Here is a 14989-nt window from a genome sequence, read left to right on the forward strand (position 1 = left end):
CCTTTCCGTTATCGAAAGACATTCTGTACCTGTGCTTACCTCATGATAAAACGAAAATCCGGGGAGCACCCATGGGGCGGATTATGCTGGTGGTGTGTTTTTTTAGGGTATGTCATTGAAAGTCGGCTGTTTAACAGCCAGCTTGCCGCATGCAAAAAAGGCAGCAGATCCTTCTGCCGCCTTTCATAACTTCAATATGAACCATTTATCCTGTCTGCCACGAATCCCCTTCTGCCGAGAAACCTGGCGGGAGGAGCTCCGGCGTGGAAGCGGTGTCTGACGCCTGCCCTGCTTGATGCTTCGCTGCCGCAGCAGAGCGGGGCATCCGCATGATCATCCGCGTCCCCTGTTCCAGGCTGCTCTCGACCGTGAGCCCATACTCCTCGCCGAACACGAGCTGAATGCGGCGGTGCACATTCGCGACACCGATCCCGCCTTTCATCTGCCCTGCTTCGCCGTCATCGGCAAGGCGGTTCTCTCTCAGCTTGGCACGCAGCTCTTCCAGGCGTTCCGGCGTCATCCCGCAGCCGTTGTCCTCCACGCTGACCCAGAAGCTGTCCTCCTCCTCGCCAGCATCGATAATGATGTCATGATGGTCTTCGACCCCGTAGCGGAAGGCATGCTGGAACACGTTTTCTACCAGCGGCTGGAGGGTAAGACGCACCATTTTTCGCAGTAACAGATCAGGTCTGACTCGCATATCGATTTCGAATGTCCGGCCGATCCGATGGTTGATGATGACCATGAAATACATGACATGCTTCAGCTCGTTCGCCACCGTAATCTCTTCCAGGTTGGTACGGACGGAATAATGGAGCATATAGGAAAGCGCTCCGACGATTTCGGAAATTTCATCCGAGTCCTGAATGACGGCATAACAGACGACCGTTTCCAGCGTGTTATATAGAAAATGCGGATTGATCTGGAGCTGCAGCGACTGGAATTCGGCCTTCTGCCGCTCGGCCTGCATTTCCCTGTTCTTCAGCTCCGACTGATAAACAATGTCCACCAGCTCCGACAGCCGGTTCACCATCAGGTTGTACCTGACGATCAGCTCGGTAATTTCGTCATGCCGCTTCGGTAAGGGAATGAACTCCCAATTTCCCTTTTCCGTCTGACTCATCCCTTTCATTAAGGAACGAATTGGCTTCGTAATCGATGTGCCAAAACGGTTGGCCAGAAACAGCGCGCATAAAAACGTCAGTGCGGCCACGATCCAGATTAGCATGCGCGTCGTCTCCAACGGCTTGACCAGCTGGCTGTTCGGAATGGACACCACCAGATTCCAGCCGGAGTAATCGGCCTTGCGGCTGATATAAGCCCGTTTCGAGCCTTCCGCGGAGCTGCGGAACATGGACGTGCCCGCTTCGGACATTTCGCCCGCAAGCTTACTGGATATCAGCTTCCCCACCTTGGATGGATCGGTGTGATACTGGATGCGGCCTTTATCGTCCACAATGAAAAAATAGCTGTCTTCACCGATATCGATGCCTTTCCACAGCGTGGAGAGCTCTTCGGACTTCACTTCAATGCCGACAAAGCCCTTCATGTCAGGGGAGCTGAGACCGCGGATGCGCCTAATCAGCGTCAGCATCGGCGCCGCACTTTTCCCCTGAATGGTTTGGTTGATAATCGTCAGGCGTCCGGATTCATCGGTATGCGACTTGAAGTAGTCGATCTGCTCAGCCGTATCCTTTGACGAAAAGGACGGTTCCGTCCCGCTGTTGAAATAATAAAGCGCATTGCCGTTATACCCGATGATATAAAGCGCGCTGATCTCCGGATTGCGGATCCAGACCGGATCGACAATCGAATCTCGGATATCGGTCATGTAACGGTAATTTTCGTATTCCTCACGGTTTGAAGGCAGATCGATGTATTTTTTGACGCTCAGATTGGTGAGCAATGCTACCATCGAGCGCTGATAGGAGGACAGATATAAATTGGTATGATGCACGGCATTGTCCACGATCTGGGTCATTTGGTTCTCCGTGCTCTGCTCCAGCTGCCTGGCCGAAATGGTGTAAAAGGCAATGCCCACCGCGGAAAGCGAGAGCAAAATAACTACCAGGAAGCTGGCCAGCAGCTTGACCCGCAGACGGATTCTCATCCTTTTCATTATTCAATGCCAAAAGACGAGCGGTATTCGGAAGGCGACATGCCCACGAAATTTTTGAACGTCTTCGTAAAATGGGGATAATCCTCATAACCGACCTGCACCGCGATATCGGTGATGGTCAGGGCGGGAACCGCAAGCAGCTTGCGGGCCTCTTCGATCCGCTTCTTGATGCGGTAATGCACGAAGGTTTCGCCCGTCATTTTCTTGAACAAGGCGCTGAAATAAGTCCGGGTAAGCCCCACTCGTTTCGCGACCTCCTCCAGCGTCACTTCTTCGGACAAATGCAGGTCGATAAAAGCCTTCGCTTCCTCGATCGGATCCTTGAATTTGCCTTTGCGGGTCTGCTGCAGTTGCGTAAAAATGTCGTCCAGCACGGCTCCGAAGGCTTCCAGCGCTTCCTTTTTGCTGATATCGGTCCCGTTCTTGTCCACGCTGATCTGCGGCTGCCACCCCCGCTGCACGAGCCTTCCCACAATCATGTTCAGGCAATCTTCCAACACCGATTTCATTCCGAGTACATGCAGCCCGCTAAACAGGCTGTTTTCCTCGCCTTCCTTAAGCAGACGGTGCATATCGCTCTTTTGCAGCATCCAGATGCTTTGCTCCAGCTTCTCCGACCACTCCACGTATTTTTGCAAGGATACAATGTTCTCGCTCATCCCCGCAATGATCTCGCGCAGCGCGTTATGGATATCCTGCTGAGTCACCGGCTTCAGCAAATAACGCTTCACGCCATAGGCGATAGCCCGCTGGGCATATTGAAAATCGTTATAGCCCGAAATCACCGCCACCTGAACATGGCTGAATTCGCGATGAATCCGCTCACACAGCTCCAGGCCGTCCATTCGCTTCATCCGCAGATCGGTCAGCACCAGATGCGGCTCCTCGCTGCGGATCATTTCCAGGGCGGTTTCCCCGTCATCTGCCGTATAGATGGCCGAGAACGACGCGGGATACCGCTGCACCATTTTCACCAAACCCTTTTGAATGACAGGTTCATCTTCCACAATCAGCACTCGCATGGATCATAACCTCTTTTCTCGCCCGAATTTGAAGAAGCAATCGGCAGCGTGCTGCGTTTTGCCAAAAGCATGTCTTTATCGGCCCGGAAGCACCATGACGCCCTCGTTCGCGTGATAGCGCTGCGTCGCCTCGCGAATAATTTCGTCTCCTCCGCGGCTTCGGTATTCCTGAATCACCTTCGGCCAGTTCGAAATTGGCTCCTTGCCGTACATCATCCGTACGATGTGGTCGACGATAAAGGGAGGCGGCTGATTCGGATTGTTCGGGGCCAGCTCCGGATAGATATTGAAGGCTTCCAGATCCGGGATAAAAACGATATTGCCCCGCCCTTCCCCGGAAAGCGTCGAGTCGATCGCTTCGAGCACGTCCCCGCCGCCGGGGAGAAGCTTCGTTCTTTCACGGTTGATCGTCAAATCATGACTCAGCCACAGCAACTCTCGAAACCCTTGTTCGTCCTGCTCCTCTTTCGTTTGCGGAAACCGATAGTTGATGGCGCCGCCGCTCACGGTATAGGTATCGCCGGGAATTCCGAAGGAAAAGAACCGCTCGGCTTCATCGCTGAGCATCCAGTCGAAAAACCGGATGATCCCGATGGCCTTTTCTTTGGAGACATGTTTATTGATGTAATAGGAATTGATAACCGAGCTGTACAGCCCGTAGCCCTTCTTGCCGTCCGGTCCGGCCGGTGACGGGATGATGTCGACCTTCGCTTCCGGAACCGAATCGTTCACTTGAGCCCGGAAATCCAGCAGACCGGCGGCGTTCGCCGTCCAGATACCGGCTTTGCCGCCGTAAATGTTATGGGTATATTCGCTCGAGCTTACCGTTGCGAAATCTTTCGCGATCAGGCCCTCATCGAGCATCGTTTTATACACGGAGATGGCCTCCATCATGGGCTTTTCCTCAAAAAACTTCGGCACGACCTCGCCGTTCTTGAGTTCAAACTGGTATCCCAGCACGTCGTAAGCCCCAAAAATGACATCGGCGTATTTGAAGTTTTCACGCATTTGGTACGGATTCTCTACGCCCAGCTTTTTGAAGGCGCGCAGCACATCCAGGAATTCATCCACCGTCCGCGGAATCGGCAGTCCCGTCTGCTCGAGCAGATCCGTGCGGATATACGTGCCGCGCCGCGAGGGACTGTCCAGCCAGGCCGGAATGCCGTATATTTTCCCATGATAGCTGGTTTCCTTCCAGGCTTCCTCCGGAATCCGCTCCAGCATGCGCGGCGCATAGGTACGGATCAGATCATCCAAGGGCATGAACATGCCCGCTTCAACCGTCCCCGACATCGCCGCCGAGCTTGCCCCGCCCACGGTTTGGATCACGTCCGGAAAATCATCTCCCGTCAGGAGCACCGGCAGTCGCTTGTCAACATCCTTGAGCGGGATCATCGTTATTTGCATATTCGTATTTGTCAGCGCTTCCATTTTTTTGACCCACTTATCCTCCCCGATATCGGGCACCTTGGCCGCGTAGGGATTGGAGGCGGTGGACAGTACGATGGAAAAAGACAAAGCCCCCGGGGAAGAGCCGCTGCCGGCTTTTTGTCCAGGGGAGTGTTCAGAGGTGCCCGGAGATAACGTGATTTCCGGAAAAGAACAGCCAGCGAGAGTCATCAACGTGGCCAACATCAGATAGAACCACTTTTTCATTGCCTCCCCCTCTTTCTCGTCCTGCCTGTGACTTTTCGGACGTGATGGGCGCTATTCGATTTGGAACACCTCTATATTACCATATTTCGTCCATATGAAAACGAATTCAAAATGGGGTTCATAAGTCTTATTCTTAAAGCCAGCTTCTAGGTCTTGATCGAGCCTACCAGCATCCCTTTGATGAAATATTTCTGCAAGAACGGATACACGATAATGATCGGCAAGACTGAGACGATGATAACGGCCATCTGCACGCCCGCCGGGGACACTTCATTTACCCCGTCCAGCAGGCTTTCCGCCTGACCAAGATCGTTGCTGAGCACGATCTCCCGCAGCCGGAGCTGGAGCGGATACAAAGCCCGGTTGTTGATAAAATACAGTGCCGTGGAATACGAATTCCAGTGGGATACGGCGTAAAAGAGCCCCATGGTCGCCATGACCGGCTTGGACAACGGCAGGATGACGCTCCACATCGTGCGCATTTCACCTGCTCCGTCAATCCGCGCGCTGTCGATCAGTTCTGGCGGAAGCGCGACGAAGAACGATCGCATGATGAACAGGTTATATGCGCTGATGGCTGACGGAATGACGAGCGCCCATAGCGTATTCAGCATGTGCAGGTTTTTGATGACCAGGTAGTTCGGGATCAGCGGCGCCTGAAAAATCATCGTGATGAGGATGAAGATCAGGACGACCTTGCGCATGGAATACTCCGGACGGGACAGCGGGTAGGCCAGCGATGCCGTCATGATCAGGTTGATCGCCGTACCCCCGACAGTAATGATGACGCTGACCAGAAATGCCCGCCAGATCGAAGTATCCGCCAAGATTACTTTATAGTTCACGAGGGTCCAGTCCACCGGAATCACCTTGACGAGACCGGCGTTGATCGCTTTGCTGCTGCTAAACGATTTGGCAAGCACGTGGAGCAGCGGAAATACCATGATGCAGCCGACAAGCGTCAGAAAAACCGTATTGCACCAGTCAAACCATCGTCCTTTGATGTTCATTTCGACTTGCTCCTTTCTCTAGTAAAGTCCCTCTCCGCTTGTCTTCTTGCTCAGGGTGTTGCCGATCATGATGAGCATCAAACCGACAATGGATTTAAACAGGCCGATGGCGGTGGTGTAGCTGTACTGCTGGTCGATAAGTCCAACCCGATAAATATACGTATCAAGGATGTCGCCTTTATGTTCGTTCAGCGAGTTGACGAATACGAATACCCGTTCAAAGCCGAAGTCCAGGAAGTTGCCGATATGCAGCAGGAACATGATCGTAATCGTTGGTAAGATGGCTGGAATGGTGATGGACAAGGTCTGTTTCCATCGGTTGGCGCCGTCCATGCGGGCCGCTTCGTAAAGCTCCGGATTGACGCTCGCGAGCGCAGCCAGATAAATGATCGTGCCCCAGCCGCTGTCTTTCCAGATGCCTGTACCGACCAAAATGCTTCGGATATAGGAATCTTCGCCGAGGAAATAAATGGACTTGATGCCAACCGCGTTCAGCATCTGATTCACGATCCCTGTCGTCGGCGACAGAATGCCGATCATGATACCGCCGATAATGACCCAGGAAAGGAAATGGGGCAAATAAACGATGGTTTGCAGTATCCGTTTGTAGAGCACTTTCCTCAGCTCATTGAGCAGCAGCGCCAGGATGATCGGCACCGGAAAAGCAATGAGTATATCATACAAGCCGATCAGCACCGTGTTTTCCAGAATCCTCAAGAATTCCGTATAGGTAAACATCCGCTTGAACTGGTCCAATCCTACCCAAGGACTGCCTGTGAAGCCTTTGAAAATGTTGTAGTCCTGGAAGGCCATGACTGAGCCCATGAGGGGCAAATATTTGAAAATAATAAAATAGAGAATGCCTGGGATCGTAATGAAATAGAGCGCTTTGTACTTGCGGAAATTACTCCTTTGCTTGCCGAGAGGCTTGCGGGCCTTCATGCTTTTCTGGCTGACTGTGGGCGCCTGTCCTGACATCGTCATCGCTCCTTCTGCTTATGAACCGGAATGCGCGGCGCTTGTCGTTTGCGGCCGGTTCAGTTTCACGTTTATTGAAAAAGAAAGCGTTATCTCAAATATTCGAATGCTGCTCCAAGACACTCCGCTTTCGTATTTATCTTACCGCTGCCTCATAACCCGCCGAAATGGGGATTTGTCGACTGAACCTGTGTTTTATTACGATCGGTTACTCTCTTCACCGCTTCCGGAAATCCTCGTTGTTTATTGTGAGGCTGGTTCCCTGAATCACTGAAACCCGGTAACGGTATCCGTGATTGTTCGGTTTCACATGAGTTACGTTTTCTTTCTCAGGCAAGGACATAAGACCAACAGCATTCAGCGGCACCGGCGACCAAATCTGGCAGTCTCCGGTTTGCCGCGGATGGATCGTCACTTTGGACAGCGCTCCTTCCCGCCAGCTTATATCTACGGTATATCCGCCCCGTGCCCGCAAGCCCCGGACTTCGCCAGATGGCCACTGCGGCGGAAGCGCTGGCAGCAGCCTCAGTTCGCCGGTATGCGACTGCAGCAGCATCTCCGCCACACCGGCCGCGCCGCCGAAATTGCCGTCGATCTGGAATGGCGGATGACAATCCAGCATATTCGGATAGGTGGACTGCGACAGCAGCTTCGCCAGATGGCCGTGCGCTTCACCGCCCATCAGCAGCCGGGTATAGAAATTCATGATCCAAGCGCGGCTCCAACCGGTGTGCCCGCCTCCGGAGGCAAGCCTGCGCGCAAGAGTCGCTCTCGCGGCTTCCGCCAGCTCCGGGGTGTCGAAGGCATCGATGAGCCGACCCGGATGCAGGGCGAACAGCTGTGAAATGTGGCGGTGTCCCGGATCGGCTTCCTCATGGTCAGTCTGCCACTCCATGATCTGGCCGTGGCGGCCGATTTGCGGCTTCGGAATGCGGCGTACGGCTTGCTCGAGCTCAGCGATGAGGCCGGCTTCAGAGCCCGCGCCGATTACCTTCGCGGCGTCCAGGCAGGCATCGAACAGGGTCAATGCGATCTGAGCATCCATGGAGGGCCCCATGCACAGGCTGCCGCTGCTGCCGTCCGGAAGCACAAACTTGTTCTCCGGCGACACCGAAGGGCCGGTCACAAGCTCTCCGTTCTCACCCTGCGTCATATAGTCGAGAAGAAAGACGGCGGCCTCTTTCATTACCGGGAAGGCCCGGCTTTTCAGGAATTCCGCATCCAGTCCGTAACGGTAATGCTCCCACAGATGGAGACTGAGCCACGCCGCTCCCATGGGCCATACGGTGCAGGTCATGAGAATGCCCTCCGGTCGGGTCTCCGCCCACAGGTTCGTATTGTGATGAGCCACGAATCCCCGGCACCCGTACATTTCCTGCGCCGTGACGCGCCCGTTCGGTACCATTCGCTCGATCAGGTCGAAGAGTGGTTCATGACATTCTTCAAGACCAAGCGGTTCCGCCGGCCAATAGTTCATCTGCGTATTGATGTTGATCGTATATTTCGATTCCCACGGTGGTGTAAAGTTATGGTTCCAGATCCCCTGCAGGTTGGCCGCAAGCGTGCCCGGCCGTGAACAGGAGAGCAGCAGGTAGCGTCCATACTGGACGTAGAGGGCCATTAAACCGGGGTCGCCGGGTATCTCTTGTCCGGCCAAGCCCGAATCCCGTACCGTTTCCTTCAGCCGGTGCAGCCGCTGGTCGGTCGGCAGCTCCTCGAAGGGGTCCCCTTCCGGCGTAAGCGTCAGTTCAAAACGGTCGAATCTTTGCCGGTACTCTTTCACATGACGTTTGAACAGCTCGTCATAGGGGGTGGAAGCGGCCCGTTCAAGCTGGATCAAGCAGGCCTCCTCCGGGTTCTTCTCCCGGAACGAAGTCTGCGCAGCAAGCAGAATCGTCACCGCATCCGCTCCCTCCACGGACAGGAAATCCCCGATCATTCGTACGGTGCCGCCTTCCGGGACGGCACGGAAAGCGGCGCTGAAGCGGATACCATCTGCGCCGCATTCGCCGCCCATGATGATGGTGCCGTCCGGACCCGGCCAGCAGCCGCTGTCAAAGGGACGGCGCATGAGATTGGCCGCGAAGGTCAGGGCTCCGGAACGGTCCGCCGTCAGCCGCACGACCAGAACACCGTCCGGCTCGCTGACGAAGTACTGCCTGCGGTAGTTCACACCCTGCGCATGATACGTGACGTTCACGACGGCGCGCTCCAGATCGAGCTCCCGCTCGTAGTCTTCCACCGGGGAGGCATCCATAAGCGGCTTCAGCATCAGATCGCCAAGCGGATGATAGGGCTGCTCATATTTGGGCGAAGCTGTGAGCGCCATCCGGGCCAGATGCTCCGCTTCCGCCTGCCTGCCCTCGCGCAGCAAGCTCCGGATTTCATCCAGATAAGGCCCTGCTTCGGGATTAGCCGCTCTGGCGGGACCGCCGTACCAGAGCGAATCCTCATTCAACCGGATCGTTTCGAGCCCAAGCGAACCGTAGACCATTGCACCGAGACGTCCGTTTCCGATGGGAAGTGCCTCCTCCCACGCTGCTGCCGGGGCGTTATACCACAGTCGCAGCGGGCGTCCATGACTGGCCGCTCCGCGTATAACTGGTTTTCCGTTATCTAAATAATCCCCATCCTGATTCCAATACGGATGCTCTTGATTCGCTCCTTGCTCCGGCGCTTTATTGGATCCGCCGATTGCTTGCTGCTTCATCCCGCCAATCTCCCCTTTCCTTGCCGTTGCTGCAGCTTTTTATGACTAAATTCAAACCTTATCCACTTCAAACACGATGGCCTTGATCGGCTCGTTGCCGTCATTGACAAGACCGTGTTTCCACCAAGGTTTGTTTACGATCACGTCTCCAGGGCCCACCCGCGTTTCTTTCCCGTTAATCGTCATCAGTCCGGTACCCTCCAGGATGATATACACCTCTTCGTCTTCACGATGCCCGTGGTAGCCAATCGAGGTCCCCGGAGGCAGCACCGAATAATACAAAAATTTGAGCGGCGTCTCGAAATCCGCATTGCTGTACAGCCGCGCGCTGTCGACCAGTCCTTGACCCCCGTGGCTTGAGGAAGGCTTCAGCTCGGCCCGCAGGAAATTGCGGATATCCGCCGGTCCATAGCCCCAGCTGGCGGAGGTATCCACCTGCTGCCCCTGCTTTAGCGATAAGCGCGTGTAATGGGCGAGCGCCTGATTCTTGAGATACTCCTTCGCATCCGTTTCCCCGCGCCGCTTTTCTTCCAGAGAGCTCATGAACTCCTGGACCGGCGTCCGGACCGTCACGTCGCTGAAATCACTCCAGCGCTGCACGCCGGCCGGCGTCGTCAGCTCAATCTCCCCGTCCTTAAAGGTCAGGCTGCCTTGATCGCCTTCAATCCGCCAATTGCCCGGCCACTGGGTTTCATGCCCCACGCTGTGCAGCGAACAGCGAAAGGAGGCCTGAATGCCTGCCTGCAGATCCATCACGATATGGAACACATGGCGCTTAACGGCAAACAGTTTGCCGATTTCACGTCCCGACAAATGGCGCACCAGGTCAAAATGATGAATAATCACTTCCTCGAGCTCATCGTTCGGCTCCAGCGTCACCCGCTGGCGTTTGCGGAAAAATTCGCATTCCAACGTCTGCAGCGTGCCGACCGCGCCTTCGTCGATCAGCTGCTTCAGCTTGCGCAGCGGCGCGAACGTACGGTAATTTTCCGCGATCATAAACGGAATCCGCTCCTCCTCGGCCCTCTTCACAATCTCCACAGCCTTCTCATAACTCTCCGCTATCGGCTTCTCGCATAGTACCGGAAGCTTATAATCAAAGGCCAAGTGATTGATATTCGTATGCGCATGACGCGGCGTCACATTGATCACGAAGTCGGGCGCCTCCCGCTCGATCGCTTCCCTCGCATCTGTGTAAAAAGGAATGCCGTCCTCCCGAATCTGCTCACCCCGGCTCCCATCCGTATCGGAAACGGCAAGCTCCAAATCCCCGTTCAAGCTCCGCAGTCTGCGGTACCAGCCGCTACCGGCCTCACCAAGTCCAACTAAAAGCGCTTTCATATAATTGACCTCCTGTCCCATACCGTAATTTATGCTTTCTTCCATGCTACTACCGGACGGTCAGTACCTCCATTGCATAGGTTGCGCTCGCTTGTGTTTTTTTACGGTACCGCATGAAATTGCCTATGAAAACGCAAAAAAGCCCGGCCTCATGGCCGGGCTTCACTTATAGCTCTAGCTAAAAAAGTTGCTTCATCCTATGACAGCGTTCGCGGTCATTCGTTGCCTTATTTAAACGCGGGCAGCCAGCTGCCATGCGCTTCGATCAGATCGTCGCACAGCGCCACGATATCATCCAGGGACAGCTCTGCAGCCGTATGCGGATCGAGCATAGCAGCATGATAGATATGTTCCTTTTTGCCGGTCACGGCAGCCTCGATAGTCAGCAGCTGCGTATTGATGTTCGTGCGGTTCAGCGCGGCCAGCTGCGGCGGCAGATCGCCCACGAACGTCGGCGAAATGCCGGAGCGGTCTACAAGACACGGCACCTCGACGCAGGCTTCCTTCGGCAGATTCGTGATCAGCCCGGTGTTCATGACGTTGCCGCCGATCTTGAACGGTACATTCGTCTCCATAGCTTCCATAATGTAAGATGCATACTCCTTGGAACGCGTGTGTTCGATATTCTCGCTGGCAAAGATCTTCTCGCGCATTTCCTTCCAACCGTTGATCTGGTTGACGCAGCGGCGAGGATATTCGTCGAGCGGGATGTTGTATCTTTCGATCAGCTCCGGATAGCTTTTCTTGATAAAGTACGGGTGGTATTCGGCATTGTGCTCGGAGGATTCCGTCACGTAATACCCGAAGCGGAGCATCAATTCGAAGCGGACCATGTCATGGTGCTTCTCTTTCTGCTTCTCGGCGGCGCGGCGTTTGATTTCCGGGTACAGGTCCACCCCGTCTTTTTTCACTTCAAGCAGCCAGGCCATATGGTTAATACCCGCAATTTTCGATTCCACGCCCGTCTGGTCCATATCCAGCGCCTTGAACAGCTCGGATACGCAGTGCTGCACGCTGTGGCAGAGACCAACGGTTCGGATGCCGCCCACCGTATTCATCACATTGGTGAGTACCGCCATCGGGTTGGTATAGTTAAGGAACTGCGCGTCGGGACATACCTCCTGCATGTCTCTTGCAAAATCGAGCATCACCGGAATCGTGCGCAGGTTGCGGAAAATACCGCCAATCCCGAGCGTGTCGGCAATCGTCTGGCGCAGGCCGTATTTCTTCGGAATTTCGAAATCGGTGATGGTGCATGGATCATATCCGCCCACCTGAATGGCATTAATGACGTACTTGGCGCCCTTCAGCGCGGCCTTGCGGTCGCTGTAGGCCTTGATGACGCAGGTGCTGCCCAGCGTGTTTTTGATGCTGTTCAAGAGCCGCTCGGAATCTTGCAGGCGCTCCGGATCGATATCAAACAAGGCGAGCTCAAAGCCTTGCAGCGCAGGCGTCGACATGACGTCGCCGAGCACATTTTTAACAAAAACGGTACTTCCCGCACCGATAAACGTAATTTTAGACATAACGGATAGCCTCCCATTCGCTTTCGCTTTCATTTGCTTCTAACTATACCTTCCGAGCAGGTGGCGGAACATGGAGCAACCCCAGCAATACATGTCATAATCCCATATCCGTATCCGCTTTCAACTGGAATGAACAACGTTTTACTTGTTATAATGTTGAGCAATAGACCATGGCAGGAAGGAGAACCAATCGGATGGCACGTATCAATGTCAACTACACCACGCCCGCGATGCAGGGCCAAATGGATTTGAATTTGCTCTTCTTCGGAATGGAGGAATGCGCGCCGGGGCATACCTGGGGCCCGGGTCTGCGCGACTCTTATGTCCTGCACTACATCCACAGCGGGCATGGCGTGTTCCGTACAACGGAAACGATCTATAAGCTTGGGCCCGGACAGGGCTTTATTCTGATGCCGGATACGCTTGTCCACTACAGCGCCGATGAAGCCGACCCCTGGACGTATTCGTGGATCGGCTTCAAGGGCCTGAACGCTAAATCGCTGCTGCTTCGGGCACAGATTAGCGCCGATCGCCCCATATTTACGGAACTTGCGGGAAGCGGGTTCAGCAGTTTTTACGAGGAACTGAACATGGCCGGCGATGAACGCGGCAGCGACGTGCTCAGACAAAGCATCCTGTACCGCATTTTTGCCGATCTGATCCGCTGCTCCCCGGAGCAAGACGGCAGCCATAAGCCCCAACACTCCCGTGAAGGTTATATCCGAAGGTCCGTTGAATATATTGAAAGCAGCTACAGCCAAAAGGTCACCGTGCTGGATATCGCCCGTTCGGTCGGCCTCGACCGCACCTATCTCTCGGGCCTGTTCAAGGACAAGTTCGGCGTATCGCTGCAGACTTTCCTGCTGGAATACCGCATGAGCAGAGCGACCGATCTGCTGCGCAATCCGGAGCTTTCTGTCAGCGATGTCTCGCGTTCCGTAGGATATAATGATCCGTTTCTATTTTCGAAAATGTTCAAAAAGGTCGTGGGCTCGTCCCCGAAACAATACCGGGAAACACAGCTCTAGCTATGCCCGGCTCTTTTCAAACAAACGCAGAACGGTTTACCGACCCGAATTCGTTTTCACTAATTTGGTCATGATCGGAGAGCGTTTGATATGCTGCGGGAACGTGTGGCTATGACTTGCTGCCGCATAGGCTGACAGCTTCAATTTCTTATCCTTAGGCCTATTCTTGTCCTGTATTCCTTTCACTTGCGGTTTATTGCTTTTCTCCAACTTGTCGACGTAACGCAAACGGCCTTTATCCAAGATTTCCTCCGCCCGTTTTGTGTATAACGAAATTTCCACTCTTGTTCTAGCCTCTCTGATCATTTGCTTCAGCTTGTTGTACTCATTGATTTCGTCATTCGTCAGCGTGATCTTCCCAAGCGTCATGTCAGTTTCTCTCCTTTGCGGTCTGAAATCGCGAGTTCAAACGTCACTTCTTCTGCAGCATCCGTGTCCTGGACGCTCGACGCCACGATCGTCGGCAGCTTATCCTGCGAGGATATCTTCTCTTCCGCCGTCAGCTTGGCTTGTTTGGCGATGAAACTGCCGCCCCCGAAGCCTGCGATGATCGCCACGTAGATGTATTTTGGAAACTCAAGCCCAATGGGAAGAACCGCAATCAGGCCGGCGCCAGCCCCGAGAATGATATCCGAAAGAAAACCGATATGATAATTTTTCCTTCTGGACCCGTCACTGAGTTCCAGCTCAATAATCTTGGGCAGTATAAGGGATCCGTCATGGATATACAGACTCGACAGGAGGCCGCCAAATGAACCTGACGCTATAATCACCAGGAAATCAGTCCAATGCATGATCGGATTCCCCCTATACTTTCTAATATGTAATCTGAAGCAAAATGGTGAATTCAAAAAATGAACATGAGATGACATTTGAGCAGTCATTCTTGGTTCTGCTATTTTATGCGCGGGTTCGCTTCAACTTGCGAATTTTTTTAACGATGCCTGACTTTTTGAACATAAGGCGAATGGCAAAAAGAACGGCTGCTGATGCAGCCGCTCCTGCCGGAACTTCCATTATGCAAAGGTTTACCAGCCAAAATCCAGCATATTGCCCGTTTCTGCCACCGTCTTGATATTGCTCAGGATCATCCACCAGTGTCCTTCGGCATTTTGAAAAGATGGATGGTTGTCCGACCATTGGTCGTTCACGAGCGTGAGTTTCGTGCATTTGCCTACCGTGTCGAGCGTGAATGTCACCCGGGAGGTCAGCTCCTGGTGGTTGGCATGATAAGACGGGCCCGGATGCTCAAGATAGCTTAGTACCTTGCCCTGTTCATACGCGAGGATATCCCCGTATACATGGACCGTTTCGTCACCGTCGTCCCCCGGCCCTACGTATGCAAAGGGCTCTCCAGCTTTGAAGCTCGACTGCAGCACGCAGTTGAAAAAGGTTTTTTTCGTCCCCTCCGGCGCTACCAGAAAACCCCATACCTTCTCGGGCTCGGCCCCGATATAAAACTCGTATTTTAGATTCTGACTCATATGTTTGCACGCTCCTTTGTATTCTTGTCGTTTGCAGTATATTTCCGGCCTGTCTTAGCACCTGGAAACTGATGCTAGACTCATGATACCTTGGATGAAATCCGATGTATTGTAA

The 14989-nt window shown here is 54.0% G+C and carries 12 protein-coding genes; 1 reads left to right on the forward strand and 11 read right to left on the reverse strand.

Translation table 11 applies throughout. The features are described 5' to 3' along the window. Positions 1-205: 205 nt before the first annotated feature. The 8 genes from GRF59_RS20525 to melA form a co-directional block, all read right to left on the reverse strand. Positions 206-2119 carry a cache domain-containing sensor histidine kinase gene (locus tag GRF59_RS20525; RefSeq protein WP_160499572.1) on the reverse strand — a complete coding sequence of 638 codons (1914 nt, stop codon included), beginning with the start codon at positions 2117-2119 and terminating at the stop codon, positions 206-208. Next, the gene (locus GRF59_RS20530; RefSeq protein ID WP_160499573.1) at positions 2119-3141 is read right to left on the reverse strand and encodes a response regulator transcription factor; all 1023 of its coding nucleotides are present in this window, start codon (positions 3139-3141) and stop codon (positions 2119-2121) included. The genes GRF59_RS20525 and GRF59_RS20530 overlap by 1 nt, the downstream gene beginning before the upstream one ends. Before the next feature lie 75 nt (positions 3142-3216). Next, positions 3217-4797: an extracellular solute-binding protein gene (locus GRF59_RS20535; protein ID WP_160499574.1), complete on the reverse strand. Its 1581-nt coding sequence runs from the start codon at positions 4795-4797 to the stop codon at positions 3217-3219. Positions 4798-4943: 146 nt separating this feature from the next. Then, positions 4944-5807, reverse strand: a complete 864-nt coding sequence (locus GRF59_RS20540; protein ID WP_160499575.1) for a carbohydrate ABC transporter permease — start codon at positions 5805-5807, stop codon at positions 4944-4946. A gap of 18 nt (positions 5808-5825) precedes the next feature. Next, positions 5826-6749: an ABC transporter permease gene (locus GRF59_RS20545; RefSeq protein ID WP_237391959.1), complete on the reverse strand. Its 924-nt coding sequence runs from the start codon at positions 6747-6749 to the stop codon at positions 5826-5828. Between the two features lie 253 nt (positions 6750-7002). Then, entirely contained in the window at positions 7003-9495 is a 2493-nt protein-coding gene (locus GRF59_RS20550; RefSeq protein ID WP_160499577.1) for a glycoside hydrolase family 95 protein, read from the reverse strand. A gap of 51 nt (positions 9496-9546) precedes the next feature. Then, positions 9547-10836 (reverse strand): cupin domain-containing protein, encoded by a 1290-nt coding sequence (locus tag GRF59_RS20555; protein ID WP_160499578.1) that lies wholly within the window; start codon positions 10834-10836, stop codon positions 9547-9549. A 227-nt stretch (positions 10837-11063) separates the two neighbouring features. Continuing rightward, the gene (gene melA, locus GRF59_RS20560; protein ID WP_160499579.1) at positions 11064-12362 is read right to left on the reverse strand and encodes an alpha-glucosidase/alpha-galactosidase; all 1299 of its coding nucleotides are present in this window, start codon (positions 12360-12362) and stop codon (positions 11064-11066) included. Between the two features lie 194 nt (positions 12363-12556). Between melA and GRF59_RS20565 the strand changes: the two genes are divergently transcribed. After that, positions 12557-13390, forward strand: a complete 834-nt coding sequence (locus GRF59_RS20565) for an AraC family transcriptional regulator (protein ID WP_160499580.1) — start codon at positions 12557-12559, stop codon at positions 13388-13390. A 36-nt stretch (positions 13391-13426) separates the two neighbouring features. On the opposite strand, the gene GRF59_RS20570 is transcribed toward GRF59_RS20565, so the two are convergent. The 3 genes from GRF59_RS20570 to GRF59_RS20580 all read right to left on the reverse strand — a co-directional run bounded on the left by GRF59_RS20570 (position 13427) and on the right by GRF59_RS20580 (position 14874). Beyond that, positions 13427-13759 carry a hypothetical protein gene (locus GRF59_RS20570; protein WP_160499581.1) on the reverse strand — a complete coding sequence of 111 codons (333 nt, stop codon included), beginning with the start codon at positions 13757-13759 and terminating at the stop codon, positions 13427-13429. After that, positions 13756-14184 (reverse strand): DUF4257 domain-containing protein, encoded by a 429-nt coding sequence (locus GRF59_RS20575; protein WP_160499582.1) that lies wholly within the window; start codon positions 14182-14184, stop codon positions 13756-13758. Before GRF59_RS20575 ends, GRF59_RS20570 begins: the two co-directional genes overlap by 4 nt. A gap of 234 nt (positions 14185-14418) precedes the next feature. Further along, positions 14419-14874, reverse strand: coding sequence for an SRPBCC family protein (locus GRF59_RS20580; RefSeq protein ID WP_160499583.1), 456 nt, complete (start codon positions 14872-14874; stop codon positions 14419-14421). Positions 14875-14989: the final 115 nt, after the last annotated feature.

Origin of the sequence: Paenibacillus dendrobii (genome assembly GCF_009807035.1) — a bacterium.
GTDB lineage: Bacteria > Bacillota > Bacilli > Paenibacillales > Paenibacillaceae > Paenibacillus_AQ > Paenibacillus_AQ dendrobii.

Bases quoted from the DNA above. Each gene is read 5' to 3' on its own strand.
- GRF59_RS20525 (WP_160499572.1), bottom strand. From the start codon at position 2,119: ATGAAAAGGATGAGAATCCGTCTGCGGGTCAAGCTGCTGGCCAGCTTC.
- GRF59_RS20580 (WP_160499583.1), bottom strand. From the start codon at position 14,874: ATGAGTCAGAATCTAAAATACGAGTTTTATATCGGGGCCGAGCCCGAG.
- GRF59_RS20530 (WP_160499573.1), bottom strand. From the start codon at position 3,141: ATGCGAGTGCTGATTGTGGAAGATGAACCTGTCATTCAAAAGGGTTTG.
- GRF59_RS20575 (WP_160499582.1), bottom strand. From the start codon at position 14,184: ATGCATTGGACTGATTTCCTGGTGATTATAGCGTCAGGTTCATTTGGC.
- GRF59_RS20570 (WP_160499581.1), bottom strand. From the start codon at position 13,759: ATGACGCTTGGGAAGATCACGCTGACGAATGACGAAATCAATGAGTAC.
- melA (WP_160499579.1), bottom strand. From the start codon at position 12,362: ATGTCTAAAATTACGTTTATCGGTGCGGGAAGTACCGTTTTTGTTAAA.
- GRF59_RS20565 (WP_160499580.1), top strand. From the start codon at position 12,557: ATGGCACGTATCAATGTCAACTACACCACGCCCGCGATGCAGGGCCAA.
- GRF59_RS20540 (WP_160499575.1), bottom strand. From the start codon at position 5,807: ATGAACATCAAAGGACGATGGTTTGACTGGTGCAATACGGTTTTTCTG.
- GRF59_RS20550 (WP_160499577.1), bottom strand. From the start codon at position 9,495: ATGAAGCAGCAAGCAATCGGCGGATCCAATAAAGCGCCGGAGCAAGGA.
- GRF59_RS20545 (WP_237391959.1), bottom strand. From the start codon at position 6,749: ATGAAGGCCCGCAAGCCTCTCGGCAAGCAAAGGAGTAATTTCCGCAAG.
- GRF59_RS20535 (WP_160499574.1), bottom strand. From the start codon at position 4,797: ATGAAAAAGTGGTTCTATCTGATGTTGGCCACGTTGATGACTCTCGCT.
- GRF59_RS20555 (WP_160499578.1), bottom strand. From the start codon at position 10,836: ATGAAAGCGCTTTTAGTTGGACTTGGTGAGGCCGGTAGCGGCTGGTAC.